Annotated in this window: 20 protein-coding genes; 9 read left to right on the top strand and 11 right to left on the bottom strand. The window is 77.4% G+C overall.

Annotation, left to right across the window (positions count from 1 at the left end; genetic code table 11):
- Positions 1-49: 49 nt before the first annotated feature.
- The 4 genes from ACI79B_RS12390 to ACI79B_RS12375 form a co-directional block, all read right to left on the bottom strand.
- Positions 50-448: a rhodanese-like domain-containing protein gene (locus ACI79B_RS12390; RefSeq protein WP_456927883.1), complete on the bottom strand. Its 399-nt coding sequence runs from the start codon at positions 446-448 to the stop codon at positions 50-52.
- On the bottom strand, positions 445-1,008 hold the full coding sequence (locus tag ACI79B_RS12385; RefSeq protein ID WP_456927882.1) for a cysteine dioxygenase: 564 nt from the start codon (positions 1,006-1,008) through the stop codon (positions 445-447). The genes ACI79B_RS12390 and ACI79B_RS12385 overlap by 4 nt, the downstream gene beginning before the upstream one ends.
- Positions 1,009-1,080: 72 nt before the next feature.
- Positions 1,081-1,170, bottom strand: coding sequence for a putative leader peptide (locus tag ACI79B_RS12380; protein ID WP_456927881.1), 90 nt, complete (start codon positions 1,168-1,170; stop codon positions 1,081-1,083).
- 78 nt (positions 1,171-1,248) lie between these two features.
- Complete coding sequence (locus tag ACI79B_RS12375) at positions 1,249-2,160, bottom strand: hypothetical protein (RefSeq protein ID WP_456927880.1); 912 nt, start codon at positions 2,158-2,160, stop codon at positions 1,249-1,251.
- Positions 2,161-2,237: 77 nt separating this feature from the next.
- Here ACI79B_RS12375 and ACI79B_RS12370 point away from each other — a divergent pair, with 77 nt between their 5' ends.
- Positions 2,238-3,206: a sulfotransferase family protein gene (locus ACI79B_RS12370; protein ID WP_456927879.1), complete on the top strand. Its 969-nt coding sequence runs from the start codon at positions 2,238-2,240 to the stop codon at positions 3,204-3,206.
- A 2-nt stretch (positions 3,207-3,208) separates the two neighbouring features.
- Here the strand turns inward: ACI79B_RS12370 and ACI79B_RS12365 are convergent, their stop codons facing one another.
- The gene (locus ACI79B_RS12365) at positions 3,209-3,778 is read right to left on the bottom strand and encodes a dihydrofolate reductase family protein (protein WP_456927878.1); all 570 of its coding nucleotides are present in this window, start codon (positions 3,776-3,778) and stop codon (positions 3,209-3,211) included.
- Between the two features lie 131 nt (positions 3,779-3,909).
- On the opposite strand from ACI79B_RS12365, the gene ACI79B_RS12360 reads away from it, so the two are divergent.
- From ACI79B_RS12360 to ACI79B_RS12335, 6 genes are all read left to right on the top strand, one after another.
- Complete coding sequence (locus ACI79B_RS12360; RefSeq protein WP_456927877.1) at positions 3,910-5,085, top strand: DUF222 domain-containing protein; 1,176 nt, start codon at positions 3,910-3,912, stop codon at positions 5,083-5,085.
- Positions 5,086-5,124: 39 nt separating this feature from the next.
- The gene (locus tag ACI79B_RS12355; protein ID WP_456927876.1) at positions 5,125-5,622 is read left to right on the top strand and encodes a Chromate resistance protein ChrB; all 498 of its coding nucleotides are present in this window, start codon (positions 5,125-5,127) and stop codon (positions 5,620-5,622) included.
- On the top strand, positions 5,619-6,050 hold the full coding sequence (locus ACI79B_RS12350) for a chromate resistance protein ChrB domain-containing protein (RefSeq protein ID WP_456927874.1): 432 nt from the start codon (positions 5,619-5,621) through the stop codon (positions 6,048-6,050). The genes ACI79B_RS12355 and ACI79B_RS12350 overlap by 4 nt, the downstream gene beginning before the upstream one ends.
- Before the next feature lie 16 nt (positions 6,051-6,066).
- Positions 6,067-7,461 carry a chromate efflux transporter gene (chrA, locus tag ACI79B_RS12345; RefSeq protein ID WP_456927873.1) on the top strand — a complete coding sequence of 465 codons (1,395 nt, stop codon included), beginning with the start codon at positions 6,067-6,069 and terminating at the stop codon, positions 7,459-7,461.
- 79 nt (positions 7,462-7,540) lie between these two features.
- Positions 7,541-8,962, top strand: a complete 1,422-nt coding sequence (locus ACI79B_RS12340; protein ID WP_456927872.1) for an NADP-dependent succinic semialdehyde dehydrogenase — start codon at positions 7,541-7,543, stop codon at positions 8,960-8,962.
- 102 nt (positions 8,963-9,064) lie between these two features.
- On the top strand, positions 9,065-9,655 hold the full coding sequence (locus tag ACI79B_RS12335) for a hypothetical protein (RefSeq protein ID WP_456927871.1): 591 nt from the start codon (positions 9,065-9,067) through the stop codon (positions 9,653-9,655).
- Positions 9,656-9,673: 18 nt separating this feature from the next.
- Here ACI79B_RS12335 and ACI79B_RS12330 read toward each other — a convergent pair whose 3' ends face one another.
- The 4 genes from ACI79B_RS12330 to ACI79B_RS12315 all read right to left on the bottom strand — a co-directional run bounded on the left by ACI79B_RS12330 (position 9,674) and on the right by ACI79B_RS12315 (position 12,569).
- A complete protein-coding gene (locus tag ACI79B_RS12330; RefSeq protein WP_456927870.1) occupies positions 9,674-10,045 on the bottom strand; it encodes a hypothetical protein in 372 nt (123 codons plus the stop codon).
- A gap of 66 nt (positions 10,046-10,111) precedes the next feature.
- A complete protein-coding gene (locus tag ACI79B_RS12325) occupies positions 10,112-11,041 on the bottom strand; it encodes a hypothetical protein (RefSeq protein ID WP_456927869.1) in 930 nt (309 codons plus the stop codon).
- Entirely contained in the window at positions 11,038-11,817 is a 780-nt protein-coding gene (locus ACI79B_RS12320; protein WP_456927868.1) for an MEDS domain-containing protein, read from the bottom strand. The genes ACI79B_RS12325 and ACI79B_RS12320 overlap by 4 nt, the downstream gene beginning before the upstream one ends.
- Positions 11,814-12,569, bottom strand: a complete 756-nt coding sequence (locus ACI79B_RS12315) for a GAF and ANTAR domain-containing protein (protein ID WP_456927867.1) — start codon at positions 12,567-12,569, stop codon at positions 11,814-11,816. The genes ACI79B_RS12320 and ACI79B_RS12315 overlap by 4 nt, the downstream gene beginning before the upstream one ends.
- A 184-nt stretch (positions 12,570-12,753) precedes the next feature.
- Between ACI79B_RS12315 and ACI79B_RS12310 the strand changes: the two genes are divergently transcribed.
- A complete protein-coding gene (locus ACI79B_RS12310) occupies positions 12,754-14,397 on the top strand; it encodes a diguanylate cyclase (protein ID WP_456927865.1) in 1,644 nt (547 codons plus the stop codon).
- A gap of 26 nt (positions 14,398-14,423) precedes the next feature.
- A complete protein-coding gene (locus ACI79B_RS12305; RefSeq protein WP_456927864.1) occupies positions 14,424-14,948 on the top strand; it encodes an N-acetyltransferase family protein in 525 nt (174 codons plus the stop codon).
- A gap of 4 nt (positions 14,949-14,952) precedes the next feature.
- On the opposite strand, the gene ACI79B_RS12300 is transcribed toward ACI79B_RS12305, so the two are convergent.
- Positions 14,953-16,275 carry a carboxylesterase family protein gene (locus ACI79B_RS12300; protein ID WP_456927863.1) on the bottom strand — a complete coding sequence of 441 codons (1,323 nt, stop codon included), beginning with the start codon at positions 16,273-16,275 and terminating at the stop codon, positions 14,953-14,955.
- Positions 16,272-17,264: an alpha/beta hydrolase gene (locus ACI79B_RS12295; protein ID WP_456927862.1), complete on the bottom strand. Its 993-nt coding sequence runs from the start codon at positions 17,262-17,264 to the stop codon at positions 16,272-16,274. Before ACI79B_RS12295 ends, ACI79B_RS12300 begins: the two co-directional genes overlap by 4 nt.
- Between the last annotated feature and the right edge of the window lie 91 nt (positions 17,265-17,355).

Here is a 17,355-nt window from a genome sequence, read left to right as displayed (position 1 = left end):
TCCGGGGACGGCGGCGGCCTCCGTCGCGCGCCGCCGTCCCCGGACCGGTCTAGGGGGTGGTCGGCAGCCCCGCCGCCACCCACGCGCGGTGCCCGCCGATCACGTCGCTGGCCCGCGCCAGGCCGAGCGAGCGCAGCGCGTCGGCGGCCAGGCTGGAGGTGTAGCCCTCCTGGCACAGCACGACGACGTCGACGTCGTACCCGGTGGCCTGCGGCACCCGCGCGTCGCTCTCCGGGTCGAACCGCCACTCCAGGTGGTTGCGCTCGACGACGAGCGCGCCGGGCACCTCGCCGTCGGCCTCGCGCTGCGACTGTGGGCGGATGTCGACGAGCACCGCGCCGTCGGCGACCCGCCGCGCGGCCTCCTCCGGCGTCGCCCGCGTGATCCGCGAGCGCGCCTCCTCCAGCAGCTGGTCGACGCTCCTCGCGCCGGGCGGACGGCCGGTCACCAGTCGACGCCCGCCTTCTCGGTGCCGGTGCGCAGCAGGGTGCCGTGCTCGAGGCGGTAGCTGGTCATCAGGGACAGGCGCGGGGTGTACGCGTGCACGCTCACGGCGGGCACTGTCCCGCGGTTGGTCACCCGGTGCACGTGGTGGGGGCCGAACGGCCGCACCCGGCCGGCCCACAGTTCGGTGGCCGCCTCCCGCACGGCGCCGGGGCGCCCGCCGACGACGTCCTCGGTGAGCACCCCGCCGACGACGGCGAACGCGCCGGCCGAGCCCCCGTGGTCGTGCAGCGGGGTGCCCTGGCCGGGCAGCCAGGTCAGCAGCCACACCTGGGCGTCGGCGAGGTCGGCGTGCAGGGAGGGGTCGACCAGGCCGGCGGCGTCGTCGGCCGGGAGCAGGCCGGTCCAGCGGCTGCCCTCGCGGTACTCGACGCGGGGCAGCCACTCGTCGGCGACGGCGAGCAGCGCGGCGGCCAGGGCGGCGGCGGAGGTGGTGCGGGCGGTGGTGCTGCGGGCGGGGGCGGTGCGCGGGGCGAGGTCGGCAGGGGGCAGCAGGGGGGTCACGGGTTCTCCTGAGCAGGGCGCGCCGGGACCCGGGCGGGGCGGCGCGGAGGGTGGCGAGGGGCGGTCGGGCGCTCAGGCGGCCGGACACAGCGCGCTGGCCACCCGCAGCAGGTCCACGGCGGACCGGCGGGTGAGCGTCAGGGCGGGTGCCACGCCGACCATCCGACCCCGCCGGTCAAACCCTGTCAAGTCCATCGGTCTGGTAGGGATTACCGCGTGTCGAGCACGCGGCCGGACCGGTCAGGCGGGGAGGACGACGGTGCGCAGCTCGTGGGCGCCGTCGGCGCGGGTGGCCTCGTAGAACCAGCGCGCCCCGCCGCCGGGCAGCGCGACGACGTCGGCGTAGCGCAGCCCGTGCGGCGCGTGCGGGCTCTGCAGGTACGGCCCGCCCGCGGCGGCGCGGAAGCCGAGCTCGCCGTCGTGCTCGGCGAGGCCCGTCCGCTCCTCCCAGTTCTCCTCCGCGGTGGCCCGGCCGTCGTAGAGCGCCCAGGTGCGCGAGCCGTCGAGCACCACCGCGGTGAACCGCACGCCGCGGGCGTCCCAGCTCCCCTCGGTGCCGGCGAGGGCGGTGCCGCGCCAGGTCCAGGCGACGCCGTCGGGGCTGGTGGCGTGCTCGGTGGTCATGCGGTCGGTGGCGCCGGGGTCGTCGAGCGGGTGCACCGAGGCCCACAGGTGCCACCGGTCGCCGTCCCAGCGGACCACCGGGTCCTTGGGTGCCGTGGCGGCGTCGCCGGGCAGCACCGTGCGCGGCTGCGCGGTGGCCAGCCCCTCCACGGTGTCCGCCTCGAGCAGGTCGACCCGCCAGTGCTTCGTGCCCGGCGTCGCGCAGCTGACGTAGAGCCGCCAGCGGCCGTCGGGGGTGTGCACCAGCGCCGGGCGCTCCAGCGACTCGGCGCCGAAGCGCTCCTTGCCGATCGCGACCACCGGCTCGAAGCGCACGCCGTCGTCGGAGCGGGCCACCACGTTGCCGAAGCCGCGGCCCTCGCCGACCGGGCGGCGCAGCCGGTAGGCCAGCCACCACGTGCCGTCGACGAGCTGGGCCGACGGGCCGCCGGCCCACGAGCCCGGGCGCGGGTCCTCGGGCTCGACGACGACCTCGGCGTCGGACCAGAAGCGGTCGGGCGCCGGCGGGCGGGGCGCGGACGCGGTCACGCGGCGGCTCCGTTCGGGGGAGGGGGCGGGCCTCCCCGTGTGTACACCGCGGGCCGCCGCGGGCAGGGAGGGGACCGATGAGCACCGACGCCGACCGGCTGCCGCAGTTCTTGCTGGCCGGGGCGCCGAAGGCCGGGACCACGGCGCTGCACGCCGCGCTGGCCACCCACCCGGGGCTGTACCTGTCCCCGGTCAAGGAGCCGAAGTACTACCTGACCGACGGCGGCCCGCCCGCGCGCAGTGGCCAGCGCGGACCGGGCGACGCGCACAGCGCCCGCGAGTGGGTCTGGCGCCGCGCGGACTACCTGCGGCTGTTCGACGGCGCCCCGCCCGGGACGGTTCGCGGCGAGAGCACGCCGTTCTACCTGTACGACCGCGCGGCGCACCGGCGGCTGGCCGCCGACGTCCCGGGGGTCCGCGTCATCGCGATCGTGCGGGACCCGGTGGACCGCGCCTGGTCGAACTGGGTGCACCTGCGCGCCGACGGGCTGGAGCCCGAGGCCGACTTCGCCACCGCCGTCGAGCGCGAGGAGTCCCGGGTCGCCGCCGGCTGGACGCCGTTCTGGCACTACCGCGGGCTCGGCCGCTACGGCGAGCAGCTGCGCGACCTGTACTCCGTCCTGCCCCGCGAGCAGGTGCTCCTGCTGCGGTACCGGCAGCTGGTCGACTCCCCGCGCGAGACGCTGGACCGGGTGAGCGCCTTCCTCGGCGTCGAGGAGGGGGTGGCGCACACCGTGGCGCCGGAGAACGTGAAGCCCTTCGTCGCCGACACCGCCCGCTACCGGGCGCTGGCGCGGGTGGCCCGCGCCGGTGCGGCGCTCGGCGCGTACGCCCCGCCGCGGGTGTGGCGGCAGGTGTCCCGGCCGCTGCTGGCCGCGCTGCACGCGCAGCGGGCCCCGCGGCCGCCGATGCCGGTGGAGGTGCGGCGCGAGGTCCTGGCGCCGCTGCTGCCCGACGTCGCGCTGCTCGAGGAGCTGACCGGCGAGTCCTTCGACGACTGGCGCCGCGACACCGGCCGCGGCGACTTCCGCTCCCGCCGCCCCTGAGGTCAGCGGTGCACGCGGTAGGTCAGGTGCGTGCACACCGGCGACACCTCGACGGCGACCTGCTCCAGCCGGTGCGGGCCGGCGCCGGTGAACAGCGGGGTGCCGGTGCCGAGCACCTCGGGCGCGAGGTGCAGGCGGAGCTCGTCGAGCAGCCCGTCGCGCAGGCAGGAGCCGACCAGCGCGCCGCCGCCCATGACGAAGACGTCCCGGTCGCCGGCGGCCTCCCTCGCCCGGTCCAGGGCCGCCGCCGACCCCTCGGTCACGAAGGTGAAGTCGTGGGTGGCCGCGAGCCGGTGGCGCTCCGGCGGGCTGCCGGTGACGACGAAGAACGGCGGCCGGGCGTCGACGGCGGCGCCGTAGCCCATCCCGTCGGTCCAGCCCCGGTCGACGTCGTCGAAGGTGCGCCGGCCCATGACGACGGCGCCACTCGCGGCCGCGTGCCGCTCCAGGACGCCGCGGTCGACGGGGTGGTCGCTGCGCAGCGCCCAGGCGTGGAGGGCCTCGACGCCGTCGCCGGAGCCGCTCACGAAGCCGTCGAGGGAGACGGTGATGTCGCCGATGACGAGGGTCATGCAGGGGGGACCCCGAAGCGGTCGTGGACTCATCGGCACGGTGTCGTCAAGGGATGCACCGGATCTGTGGACAGGCTCCTGACCTGGGTATTCGTGCTGCGAGAGGTCGCCGGAGCCACTACACTTCGTACATGCGTTCGGGTGAGCCGGGTAGCGGTGACGTCCTCGACGACGTCGCCGCGCTGGTCGCCGAGCGCAACCGGATCGACGCACGGCTGGCCCGCGCGGTGCGTGCCGCCGAGCTGGAGCAGGCGCCGGAGCGGGACGGCCTGAGGTCGATGGCCTCGTGGCTGCGCGGGCACTGCCGGCTCTCGGTCCCGGAGGCCTCCCGGCTGGTGCGCAACGGGCGGGCGCTGGAGCACCTGCCGGCGCTGGCCGAGGCGCACGACGCCGGTCTGGTGTCGGCCGAGCAGGTCGCCGTCGCGGCGAAGGCGATGACACCCGAGCGCTTGGTCGCCGCCGCGGCCGCCGGGGTGGACCTGGCCGTGATCGACGCGGTCCTCACCGGTGTCGCGGTCGAGCGCGCGCACGCCGACCTGGTGCAGGTGGTGCAGCACTACTGCACCGACCTCGACCCCGACGGCCCCGAGCCGGACCCCACCGAGGGCCGGTCACTGACGCTGGCCAGGCACGCCGACGGGTCGCTGTCCTTCCGCGGCCATCTGGACGCGGTCGGTGGGGAGAGGCTGCAGACCGCCCTGGAGGCGCACGTGCAGGCCGACCGCCCCGCCGGCGACGACCGCACCCGCGCCCAGCGCCTCGGCGACGCCCTGGTGCAACTGTGCGACAACGTCCTGGCGTCGGGATCGCTGCCTCTGCTGCGCGGGCACAAGCCGCAGATCGCCGTCGTGATTGATCTGGCGGACCTGGTCGACTCCAACGACAGCCCCAACGCCGGGCGGATGGGGTTCGGGGCCACCATCTCCGCCGCCCGGGCGCGGTGGCTGGCCTGCGACGGGGCGGTGTCGCGGGTGGTGTTCGCGCCCGACGGCGCACCACTGGACCTGGGCCGGGAGCGACGGCTGGCCGACCGTCACCTGCGCCGAGCCGTCGAACTCCGCGACGGCGGCTGCGTGTTCGCCGGCTGCGACGCCCCGACCTGGTGGTGCGACGTCCACCACCTCGTGCACTGGATCGACGGCGGCGAGACCGGCCTCGACAACTCAGCCCTGCTGTGCGAACGCCACCACACGAAGGTCCACCACGGCTTCCGCGTCGAACGACATCCGACCGGCCGATGGCGCACCTATCGACCGGACGGCACCGAGATCACCGTCCGGCCGCCCCTCCTCGCCCCTGCGGCCTGACGCTGGACGCGGGAGTGCAACCGTGGTTGCATCGGCGCCGTGACGGAGACCGGCGAGTGGGTGCTGCTGTCCTACCGCCTGCCGCGGGAGCCCTCGGGTCCGCGGACGACGCTGTGGCGGCGGCTGCGCCGGCTCGGCGTCGCCCAGCTGGCCGACGGCGTGGTGGCGCTGCCGGCCGACGCCCGCACGCGGGAGGCGCTCGAGTGGCTCGCCGACGACGTCCTGGCCGCCGGTGGCAGCGCCGGCATCTGGACCGCGCACCCGGCGACCGCCGCGCAGGAGCGCGGGCTGGCGGCCGGCATGGCCGCCGCCCGGGCGGAGGAGTACCGCGAGCTGGCGGCGCAGTGCGCCGCGGCGATCGGGGAACCGCCGGCCGAGCGCGCCCGCGCGCTGCGGCGGCTGCGGGGGGAGTGGCGGGCCGTCGGGCGGCGGGACTTCTTCCCCCCGCCCGAGCGGGACGCCGCCGGTGCGGCGCTGCACGCCCTGGCGACCGCGGCCGGCGAGCCGGTCGCCGCCGGGCGGGGGGTCCGGCCGTGAGGTGGGCGACCCGCGCCGGGATCCACGTCGACCGCGCCGCCTGCGCCTGGCTGATCCGCCGGTTCGTCGACCCGGACGCCGAGTTCCTCTTCGTCGCCGGCCCCGCCGAGGTCCCGGCCGACGCCACCCCGTTCGACATGCGCGGCGTGGCGCTGGGCCACGTCGGCGGCGACTGCTCCTTCGAGACGATCCTGCGCGTCCACGGGCTCGACGACCCGGTGCTCGAGCGGATCGGCGAGATCGTGCACGAGGCCGACCTGGACGACGGCCGGTTCGACGCCCCCGAGGCGCCCGGCCTCGACGTCCTGCTCCGCGGTCTGTCGATGACCGGCGACGACGAGCGCACCCTGGCCGTCTCCGGCCCGCTGTTCGACGGCCTCTACGAGTACACCCGCCGCCGCCTGCTGCTCGGCCGTGAGCCGGCCTGACCCGACGGAGCCCCTGATGACCGACCCGACCCCCGCCGGGCCGACGGTGGCGCCCGCCACGGCCTACCCGTCCTTCCGCGAGGCGGTGCGCGCCTGGTTCCTCGTCTCGCTGCAGACGTTCGGCGGTCCGGCGGGCCAGATCGCGGTCATGCAGCGGGAGCTGGTCGACGAGCGGCGGTGGATCGGCCAGCGCCGGTTCCTGCACGCGCTGAACTACTGCACCCTGTTGCCCGGCCCCGAGGCCCAGCAACTGGCCACCTACGTCGGGTGGCTGCTGCACGGCACCCGCGGCGGCCTGGCCGCCGGCGGCCTGTTCGTGCTGCCCGGCGTGCTCGCGCTGCTGGCGCTCTCGGCGGTCTACGTCGCGTTCGGGGACACCACCGCGATCACCGCCGTCTTCACCGGTCTGGCCGCCGCGGTGCTGGCGATCGTCGTCCAGGCGGTCGTCCGCGTCGGGAAGAAGGCGCTCGACAGCCGCGCGCTGGTCGTCCTGGCGGTCCTGGCCTTCCTCGCGCTCGCGCTCTTCGGCGTGCCGTTTCCGGTCGTCGTCGCCCTCGCGGGGGTCGCCGGCTGGGCCCTCGGCCGGTGGCGGCCGTCCGCGCTGCCCCAGGAGAAGGCCGCCGAGGGGCCCGACGCCGGCCCGCCGCCGGTCGTCTCCGACGACGTCCTGCACCACGAGGCGCCCAGCGCGCGGCGCGCCGTCCGGGTGCTGCTGGTCGGGCTGCTCGTCTGGGGGCTGCCCGTCGCGGCGGTCGCCGTCCTGACCGGCGGGGGCAGCGTCCTCACCCAGCAGGGCCTGTTCTTCTCCGGTGCCGCGGTGGTGACCTTCGGCGGCGCCTACGCGGTCCTGGCCTACGTCGCCCAGCAGGCGGTCGAGGTCTACGGCTGGCTGACCCCGCGGGAGATGGTGCGCGGGCTGGCGCTGGCCGAGACCACGCCCGGGCCGCTGATCATGGTGGTCCAGTTCGTCGCGTTCCTCGGCGCGTACCGGGCCTCCGGGGACCTGGACCCGTGGGTGGCGGCCGTCCTCGCCTCGCTGCTGGTCACCTGGGTGACCTTCGTGCCGAGCTTCCTGTTCGTCCTGCTCGGCGCCCCCTACATGGAGCGGCTGCGCGGCAACCGGTCGCTGTCGGCGGCGCTCACCGGCATCACCGCCGCCGTCGTGGGGGTCATCGCGAACCTGGGCGTCTACTTCGCCGTCCACACGCTGTTCTCCGGGACCACCGAGGTCGACGCCGGGCCGCTGGCCCTCGAGCTGCCCGACCCCTCGACGCTGCGCTGGGTGCCGCTCGCGATCGCCGCCGTGGCGGCGGTGCTGCTCTTCCGCGTCCGGTGGTCGGTGCTGCGCACCCTCGGCGTGTGCGCCGTGCTCGGCCTGGTCGCCGGGCTGGCCGGCCTCCCGGTCGGGTGAGCGTGAGCAGGCCGGGGACGGGTAGGGGCTCTCCCCGGGACGGCGTGCAGCCCCGCGCGCCGACGAGGGAGGGACCGACATGGCCATCGCCACCATCAACCCGGCCACCGGCGAGACGCTCAAGACCTACGAGCCGCTGTCGGACGAGGCCCTCGACGAGAGGATCGGCTGCGCCGCGGCAGCCTTCCGCAGCTACCGGCTGACGAGTCCCGAGGAGCGGGCCGGCTGGCTGCGCGCGGCCGCCGACGTCCTCGACCGCGACGCCGACCAGGTCGCCGAGCTCATGGTCACCGAGATGGGCAAGACGCTGGCCGCGGCGAAGGCCGAGGTCGCCAAGTGCGCCAAGGCGCTGCGGTACTACGCCGAGCACGGCCCGGCGATGCTCGAGCCCAGGCCCGCCGACGCCGGCGCCGTCGGGGCCGAGCAGGCCTACCTGGTGCACCAGCCGATCGGCGTCGTGCTGGCGATCATGCCGTGGAACTTCCCGCTCTGGCAGGCGATGCGCTTCGCCGCCCCGGCGCTCATGGCCGGCAACGTCGGGCTGCTCAAGCACGCCAGCAACGTGCCGCAGACCGCGCTGTACATGGAGGAGCTGTTCCGCGAGGCCGGCTTTCCCGCCGACGTCTTCCAGACCCTGCTGATCGGCTCCTCGGCCATCGACCGGGTCCTGCGCGACGACCGGGTCGCCGCCGCCACCCTCACCGGCAGCGCCCCCGCCGGGCAGTCGGTGGCCTCGATCGCCGGGGACGTCCTGAAGAAGACGGTGCTCGAGCTCGGCGGCAGCGACCCGTTCATCGTCATGCCCTCGGCCGACCTCGACCGCGCCGCCGAGGTCGCGGTCACCGCGCGCTGCCAGAACAACGGGCAGAGCTGCATCGCGGCCAAGCGGTTCTTCGTGCACGCCGACGTCGCCGAGGAGTTCACCCGGCTGTTCGGCGAGAAGATGGCCGCCCTCGTCGTCGGCGACCCCATGGAGGACGGCACCCAGGTCGGCCCGCTGGCCACCGAGTCCGGCCGCGAGGACGTCGAGCGGTACGTGCAGGACGCCGTCGACAAGGGCGCGACTCTCGTCGTCGGCGGGAAGCGGCCCGACCGCCCCGGCTGGTTCTACGAGCCGACGCTGCTCACCGGCATCACGCCGGAGATGGACCTCTACGCCGAGGAGGTCTTCGGCCCGGTGGCCGCGCTGTGGACCGTCGACGGCCTCGAGGAGGCCATCGAGATCGCCAACAGCCACCCCTACGGCCTCGGCGCCAACCTGTGGAGCGAGGACGAGCAGGAGCGGGCCACGTTCATCCGCGACGTCGAGAGCGGCATGGCGTTCGTCAACGGGATGGTCACCAGCTACCCCGAGCTGCCGTTCGGCGGGGTCAAGCAGAGCGGCTACGGCCGCGAGCTCACCGAGCTCGGCATGTACGAGTTCACCAACGCCAAGACGGTGTGGATCGGCCCGTCCAGCAGCGAACAGGCGCAGGGGGACACCGCCAGCGCGTCGGAGTGACCCCGGCGTGGCGCGGGTAGCCGCCCCGGACGTCCGCCCCCTCAGCAGCGGGGACCCGGGCGGACGGTCCAGCGGGTGCGCGGCACCCGGACGGGAGGACTCGTGAGGACGACCACCAGCCCGGACGACCGCTTCCTGACCCAGGCGGTGCACGACCTCGGCACCGCCCTGTGGTTCGGCGGCTCGGTGATGGGCATCGCCGGCGTCAACAAGTCCGGCAGCGACCTGACCGCGGGCATCGACAAGGTCCGGGTGGCGAGCTCCGCGTGGGGGCGGTTCGCGCCGGCGCAGTGGGGCGGGATCGCGGCCACCCTCGTGACCGGGCTGCAGCTGACCCGGTCGAACACCCAGCGGCTGGCCCTGCAGCAGGGGTACGGGACGGTCGGGACGCTCAAGGCCGCGCTCACCGTCGCGGGCGCCGGCGCCACCGCCTACGCCGCCTACACCGGCAGGAAGATCGGCCGGCTGGCCGAGCAGGCGGCATCCGACGGCGGGCTCGAGGTCAAGGACGCCACGCTGCCCTCCGAGGGCACCCCGCCGGAGATCCGGAAGTGGCAGGCCCGGCAACGGTTCACCCAGGCCGCCGTCCCCGCCCTGGCCGGCGCGGTGATCACCTGCAACGCCTGGCTGGTGCAGTCCTACCGGGTGGGCCCCACGGTCAAGGGCGTCCTCGGGCGGCTGCTCCCGACCTGAGCCGCGCCCGGCCCCGGCTCAGGCCGGGGCCGGGCCGCCCGGTCCCGCCGTCAGGCGCACCCAGCCGCCGTCGCCGGCCTCGATCCGCACCGCGGTGGCCGCGGACGCGGCGAGGGCGAGCCGGCCGCCGTCCCCGGGCCCGGGCAGCCGGCCGGCCACGCGCACCTCCAGGCCCGGTCCGCCGTCGAGCAGGCGCACCGGCCGCGGGCCGGGCGCCGCCGCGTCGGCGACCAGCACCTCCGACAGGAGCAGCAGCACCTCCTCGACGACGTCCGGCGGCCAGCCGCGCGCCGCGGCCGCCGCGCGCACCCAGGCCCGCGCCTGCTCCGGCCGGCGCGGGTCCACCACGCACGCGTCCACCGCGCCCTCGTCCACCCCGCTGTCGGTCATCGGTCCACCACCCCCGGTGAGCAACGAGGAACGCCGCGGCGGGGTGCGCGACACGCCGGGGAGCGGTCAGGCGGTGTCGGGGTCCAGCGCCCGGACCACGATGCGGCTGCCGGTCCCGTCCGGCCGCACGCCCAGCGACACCGCGGGGGAGACCTTCCCGGCCAGCCACAGCATGAGCAGCCGGCGGTCCGCGGGCACCGCGTGCGCCTCCAGCGGCGGGCAGCCGGAGCGGACGGCGACCTCGGCGGTCAGCGTGCCGCCGTGCCGGACCACCCTGACCCGGACGCCGCCCCGCGCGCCGGCCGGGCCGCCGTCGAGGACGGCCGCGGTGCCGACCGCCTCGTGCAGCACGAGCACCAGCTCCTCCCGCCGCGTCCGGGCCAGACCGGCCGCGGCCAGGCAGGCGTCCCACCAGCGGCGGTTGTCCGAGCCCGCGGACGGGTCGACCAGCCGGTCGGCGACGAGGACGCCGTCGCCGGCCGGCGGGCCGGCCGGCGGCCGCAGGTCGGGGTTGGCGACGTCGCCGCCGTCCCACCACAGCACCGGGTGCGTGGCGCGGGCGACCGCGAGCCGATCGGGCGGGCCGCCCCCGGCGGTGTCGACCAGGCAGGTGACCGCGAGCCCGTGGCCGGCGACCGCCGCGGTGGTGGCGTGCTCGGCCCGGTGCCACAGCCCGCCGTCGGGGACGAGGAGGAACGCCTGCTGGCACAGCACGGTGACCGGGCCGTCCCCGCCGGGCGGCCGCCGCCCGGTCCACTCGCCGAGCAGGGACCGCAGCGACCGCTCGGCGAGGCCGCGGTGCGGCGCGAACGCGACCCCGGCGGCGGCGGGCAGCCGCGCCACCACCTCCCGCCGGAGGTCGTCGTCCACGTGGGCGACCACGGGCCGCCCGGCCGCCAGCGCGCGGCGGCACAGGTCCGCGGCGATCGCGCCGGCCTCCGCCCGTCCCGCGTGGAACGCGCACCGGTGCACCGGTGCGGCGTCCGGCTCCGTCACCGGCCGGCGCCCTCGGCGGTCGCGTCCACCAGCTCCACCGCGCGGTCGGGGTAGCGGTCGGCCAGCAGGCGGACCAGCCGGGCGGTCAGCCGCGAGGCGCCGACGACGGTCAGCCCGGGCGGGCCGGCGGCCGCCGCGACGAGGGAGTCGGCCGCCCCGACGTCGAGGAAGCGCAGGTCGCTGAGGTCCCACGCGCCGCCCCCGGCCAGCGTCGCCTGCAGCACCGCGCGCAGCGCGTCCGCGTTGGCCGAGTCCAGCTCGCCGGCGAGGTGCAGCCGGTCGCCGCGCCGGGTCAGCCGGAAGACGCCGTCGTCGTACTCCGCGGTGGCGTCGACCTGCGCGCGGTGCAGCGCGGTGAGGTCCGCGTGCTGGCCGGGCTCGAGCAGGTCGCGGAAGTAGGGGCACAGCACGGTGAGCGGGTGCCGGGCGGTCAGCTCGCCGACGACGGCCTCGAACGCGTTGACGCCGGGGGTGGTGATCGCGCCGGTGAACCGGACGGCGGGCCACCCCTCGGACAGCGCCCCGGTGACCGCCGCGGGCAGCTCGGCCGGGTCCGGCGGCACGAGCCGGACCGCCGTCGTGGCGGCCGGCTCCCAGGTCTCGCCGACGACGCCCGCGCGGCGCAGCCGGGCCCACAGCCGCTCCTCGCGGTCGCCGAGGGCGGTGACCAGGACGCACTCGCCGCGGCGCACCCCGTCCGCGACGAAGTCGCCGACGACCTGCGCGTGCGCCTCCTCGCTGTCGAGGACGACGAAGTCGTGCGCGCCGCCGGTCACCGCGGGCCCTCCGCGGGCGCGCCGGCCGGGGCCTCCCCGGTCTCGGTGACCAGCCCGGCGACGTCGCGCACCTTGCGGCCGGTGTCCTGCGAGGCGCGGACGAGCATGCCGAAGGCGGCGTCGGGGGTGATCCGGTAGCGCTCCATGAGCACGCCCTTGGCCTGGCCGATGACGTCCCGGCTGTCCAGCGCGACGGTCAGGTGCGCGGTCCGCCGCACGGTGTGCAGCGCCAGCGCGGCGTGCCCGGCCACCGGGGTGAGCGTCGCGCGGTCGGGCCCCGGTCCCGGGCCGGCCACGTACACCGAGAGCGCCCCGACGACCTCGCTGCCGGTGTCCAGCGGCAGGCAGGTGGCGCGCTGGACACCGGCGGTGGCGGCCCGGTCGGCGAGCGCCGGCCAGCGCAGGTCCCGGCCGAGGTCGGCGCTGCCCGCCGGGGTCCCGGCGAGCGCGGCGCACAGCGGGCCCTCGGACAGGCGGAGCTGGGCGGCGTCGAGCCCGGCGGCCGGGCCGCCGCTGCCGACCGGGGCCGCGGGGGAGCGCCCGGGTCCGAGCAGGGTGACCGCGACGCTGCACCCCTCGGGGAGGACGGCGGCCAGGTCGCCGGCGACCGCGCGCGCCGCCGGGCCGGCGTCGTCGCGGGCGTGCCAGCCGCGGACGGCGCGGAGCAGCCAGCCCGCGAGGTCGAGACGGGCGTGCAGGGGAGTCGTCGTCGTGGTCCTCGTCGTGGTCGTGGGACTGGCCGCAGACTGCACCGCGACACCTCCAGCCGGGCGAGCCCGGAGTCGGCGTGCACCGCCGTCCGGCATCTCGACCGGCGGGCCCCGTGGACGACCATGCTGCCACCCGGCCGGGCGACACGCCGAGGGCCGACCCCGGAGGGTGAGTTGGACCACACCGGCCGCTCAAGGACCGGCCCGGCCGCGCCGATGGGAGGACGTGACCGCCACCCCGAGGACGCCGGCCGAGCGCGCGGACGTCCTGTCCTCGCTGCTCCGGCTGCCCGACGCCGTGCTGGCCGCGATCGCCTCCGACGGCGTGCTCGTCCCGATGCCGGCCTCGCTCGGCGTCCCGCCGGAGCGGGTGATGACCCCGCCGGCCGACCGCACCACGTTCCTCGACGCGATCGTCCCCGCCGACGCGATGTTCGTCGTCACCGCCTTCGAGCGGGCCCGCACCAACGGGGTCGGCCTGGCCACCGTCCACGGCCGGGGCGAGCCGGCGGTGCCGCTGTCGCTCACCTTCGTCGACCTGCGCGAGCAGCACGGCGTCCTGCTCGGCGCCCTCGACGTGCTCGACGCGGCCGCCGGCGACCGCGGGCCCGCGCCGCTGGCGGGGCTGGAGGTGTCGCGGCGGCCGCGCACGGCGACGGTCCGCAAGACGTCGCTGGCGGTGATCACCGAGATCGACGAGCGCGCCACCCGGATGCTCGGCTGGACGCCGGCGCAGATGGTCGGCCAGCGCTCCTCGGAGTTCGTCCACCCCGACGACCAGGAGCGGGCGATCGCCAACTGGCTGGAGCTGCTGTCCCGCCAGGAGGCGCAGCGGGTGCGGCTGCGGCACCGCCGCGCCGACGGCACGTGGGCGTGGCTGGAGCTGGAGAACCAGTACGTCGCGGCCGACGACCCCGCCGACGCCGTCGTCGTCACGCAGATGAGCGACGTCTCCGACGAGATGGCCGCGCACGAGGCCCTGCAGCAGCAGGAGCGGCTGCTGCGCCGGCTGACCGAGGCGCTGCCGCAGGGCATCGCGCAGCTGACCCCCGAGCGGGAGGTCGTGCACACCAACTCCCGGCTGCCGGTGCTGCTGGGCGTGCCCGCGGTGACCGGCTGGGACGACGTCGCGGCGCGGGTGGACGAGGTGGGCCGGGCCGCGCTGGAGGCGGCGCTCGCGCGGGTCCTCGGCGAGGGCGTGGACGCCGCGGTCGAGGTCGGCATCCGCACCCCGGCCGGGGAGACCCGGGTGTGCGCGGTGAGCCTGGTCGCGCTTAGCGACCGCGAGGGCGCACCCGGCGCGCTGGTGTGCGTCTCCGACGTCACCGACAGCGCCCGCATGCGCGAGGAGCTCACCGCCAAGGCGACCTTCGACGCGCTGACCGGCTGCCACAACCGCGCCTCCACCATCGCCGTCCTGGAGGCCGCGCTGGCCGGGCCGGACGCGGGGGCGACGGCGGTGGTCTTCGTCGACCTCGACGACTTCAAGCCGGTCAACGACACCCTCGGCCACGACGCCGGCGACGAGCTGCTGGCGACCACGGCCGCGCGGCTGGCCGGCGTGCTGCGCCGCGACGACATCGTCGGGCGGATCGGCGGGGACGAGTTCCTCGTCGTCAGCCGCGGCGTCGACGGCCCCGCGGCGGCCGCCTCCCTCGGCGCCCGGATCCAGGCGGCGCTGGCGGTGCCGGCCGAGATCACCGCGGGCACCGTGCCGCTGCGGGCCAGCCTCGGCGTGGCCTGCGGCGAGCCCGGTCTCCACGCCGCGGCGCTGACCAAGCGCGCCGACCAGGCGATGTACCTGTCCAAGCAGGACCGCCGCGGCGAACCCGTGCTGTGGCGGGAGGACCTGGTCCTCACCCCCGCCTGAGCGACGGCGGCCGTAGCGTCGCGGGCGTGACCTCCGTCCGCGACGCCGGCCCGGACGACGCCGCCGCCTGCCGGGACGTCTACGCCCCCTACGTCACCGGCACCGCCGTGTCGTTCGAGACCGAGCCGCCGACGGCGGAGGAGATGGCCCGCCGGATCGCCGCCGCGCAGGAGCGGCACGCGTGGCTGGTGCTCGAGGCGGACGGCGCGGTGCGCGGCTACGCGTACGGCGGGCCGTTCATGGCCCGCGAGGCCTACCGCTGGTCGTGCACGGTGAGCGTCTACCTCGAGCCCGGCCGGCGGCGCACCGGCGCGGGGCGGCTGCTGTACACGGCGCTGCTCGACCGGCTGGCCGCCCGCGGGTACCGGGTCGCGCTGGCCGGCGTCGCGCTGCCCAACGAGGCGAGCCTCGGCCTGCACCGCGCGCTGGGCTTCGCGCCCGTGGGCACCTACCGGCGGGTCGGCTGGAAGGACGGCGCCTGGCACGACGTCGCCTGGCTGCAGCGCGACCTCGGCCCCGGCCCGACCGGCAGTCCCGCCGAGCCCCGCTGAGCGCTCAGCCCCGGTCCACGGACAGGAACGGCGGCGGGTCGGCGGGCACGTCGCCGGTGCGGGCGAAGTGCGCCCACACCCGGCGGACCTCCCGGCCGGCCGCGACGACGTCGTCCCACGGGAGGCCGGCCAGCAGCGGCGAGGCCTCCCAGGTGTGCCGGTGCGGGAACAGCAGCGGCAGGTCGACGGCGTGCGCCCCGGTGAGCGCGCCGGTCCCGTAGGAGAGCGTGTAGTGCACCGCCCGGCCGCCGGCCGCGCGGTGCCGGCGGGCGGCCCGGGCGGCGTCGCGGGCGTAGATGCGGCGGGTGAGCACCCGCACGACCGCCTCCACCAGCGGCCGGCCGACGACGGGCACCCGGGCCAGCCGGGCGGCCGGCGGCAGCAGCGCGGCGAACAGCGCCACCTCGCGGCTGTTGGTGCCGACCAGCAGGTCGACCTCCGGCGCCGCCTCCGCCCACGCGTCCTCGACCGCCTCCTCGGCCGGCAGCGGCGGGAGGCCGTACTGGGTGCCGAACGGCATCGCGGCGACCAGCCCGTACCGCCGGGCGCGCGCCGCCACCTGCGCCTGCGCGTCGACGACCTCCGCGACCGGCGCGGCGGCGTCCAGCGAGCGGGCCTCGGCGGCCATCGCGGCGCTCATCCGCGCCCGGCCGCGGGACAGCCCCAGCGGGGCGCTGGACACGACCGCGCGGCGGAACAGCCCCCGGGCGCCGTCGGCCGCCATCAGGTGGGCGATCGCGTCGCCGCCGGCGGACTCGCCGAACAGCGTCACCGCGTCCGGGTCGCCGCCGAAGGCCGCCACGTTCGCCCGCACCCAGCGCAGCGCCGCGACGAGGTCGAGCAGGCCCAGGTTGGCCGGCCGGCCGTCCCCGTCGCCGAGGAAGCCGAGCAGCCCGAGTCGGTAGGTGACGCTGACGACGACCACCCGCTGCTCGCGCACGAGCGCCGCGGGGTCGTAGGCGGGGGCGTCGCCGGCGCCGCTGACGTAGGAGCCGCCGTGCACCCACACCATCACCGGCAGTTCGTCGCCGGGGGAGGCGTCCTCCGGGACGGTCACCGACAGCCGCAGGCAGTCCTCGTCGGCGACGAGCTCGCCCATGGGGTCGGTGACCATGAGCTCGAGCTCCGGCGCCGGCGGTTGCGGGCACGCCGGCGACCACGCCGTCGCGTCGACGACGCCGGCTGCCGGCGGCTCGGGCACCGGCGGGCGGAACCGCTCCGCCCGGGCGTACCGGATCCCGGTGGCCCGCACGACGCCGTCGGACCGCCGGGCGGTGACCGTCCCCGCGGGCGCCGCGAACCGCGGTGCCGTGTCCTGCTGGGTCACGCGGCACCGACCGCGGCGCCGAGGGCGTCGAACGCGGCCTGCTGGAAGGCGCGCATGGGGGCGACCGTGGTCTGCAGCTCCACCTCGGCGGCGTGGTACATCCCCGGCTCGACGTGCAGCCGCACCGGCACTCCGGCCGCCTGCAGCCGCCGGGCGTAGGCGACGTCCTCGTCGTGGAACAGGTCCAGGTCGCCGACGCCGATCCACGCCGGTGGCAGGCCGGCGAGGTCCAGCCGGCGGGCCGGCGCGGCGTAGGGGCGGGGCTCGTCGGCGCGCGGCGCGTGCCCGAGGTAGGCGGTCCACGCCCAGCGGTTGGACCGCGGCGTCCACACGAGCCTGCCGCGGCCGGCGGTGCTGCGGCGCAGCACGGTGCGGTCGTCGAGCATGGGGTAGACGAGCAGCTGGAAGGCGACGGGAACGCCCTTGTCGTGCGCCCGCTGCGCCAGAGCCGCGGCCAGCCCGCCGCCCGCGCTGGCCCCGCCGACGGCGACGCGCGCCGGGTCCACGCCGAGCTCCCCGGCCCGGCGGTGCAGCTCGCACAGCGCGGCCAGCAGGTCGTCGAGCGCGGCGGGGAACGGGTGCTCGGGCGCCAGCCGGTAGCGGGCGCTGACCACGACGACGCCGAGGTCGCGGGCCATCCGGCTGCACAGGTCGTGGTCGCTCTCGGGGTGCCCGATGACCGTGCCCCCGCCGTGCACCCACAGCAGGGCGCCGCCGGTGCGCTGCGCCGGCTCGTACACGAACACGTCCTGCCCGGCGGGGACGTCGTGCCGCGTGACGGTCACCCCGGCCACCGGCTCGGTGACCCGGGACCCGAACAGCCGGCGCCCGATCCGCAGCTCGGCCCGCGAGCCGATCGACAGCGGCAGCCAGAGGTCCGGGCGGCGCAGCCCGGGCGGGACGGGCGCGACGGTGCGGGCGCGGCGGGCGAGGGCGACGGCGAGGCCGAGCGCGGTGAGGCGCGTCAGGCGGCGGGAGCGGGCGGTCACCGGGCGGACGCTAGCGCTCGGCCCCCGCGCGGCCGCGGGGGCTACGGTGCGCGACGGCGCCCGGGGCGGGCGCGGGCGACGGATCGGGAGG

Source organism: Geodermatophilus sp. SYSU D00879 (assembly GCF_054050375.1).
The sequence above is the reverse complement of the archived record's forward strand: the minus strand, read 5'-3'. Positions and strand labels throughout refer to the sequence as shown.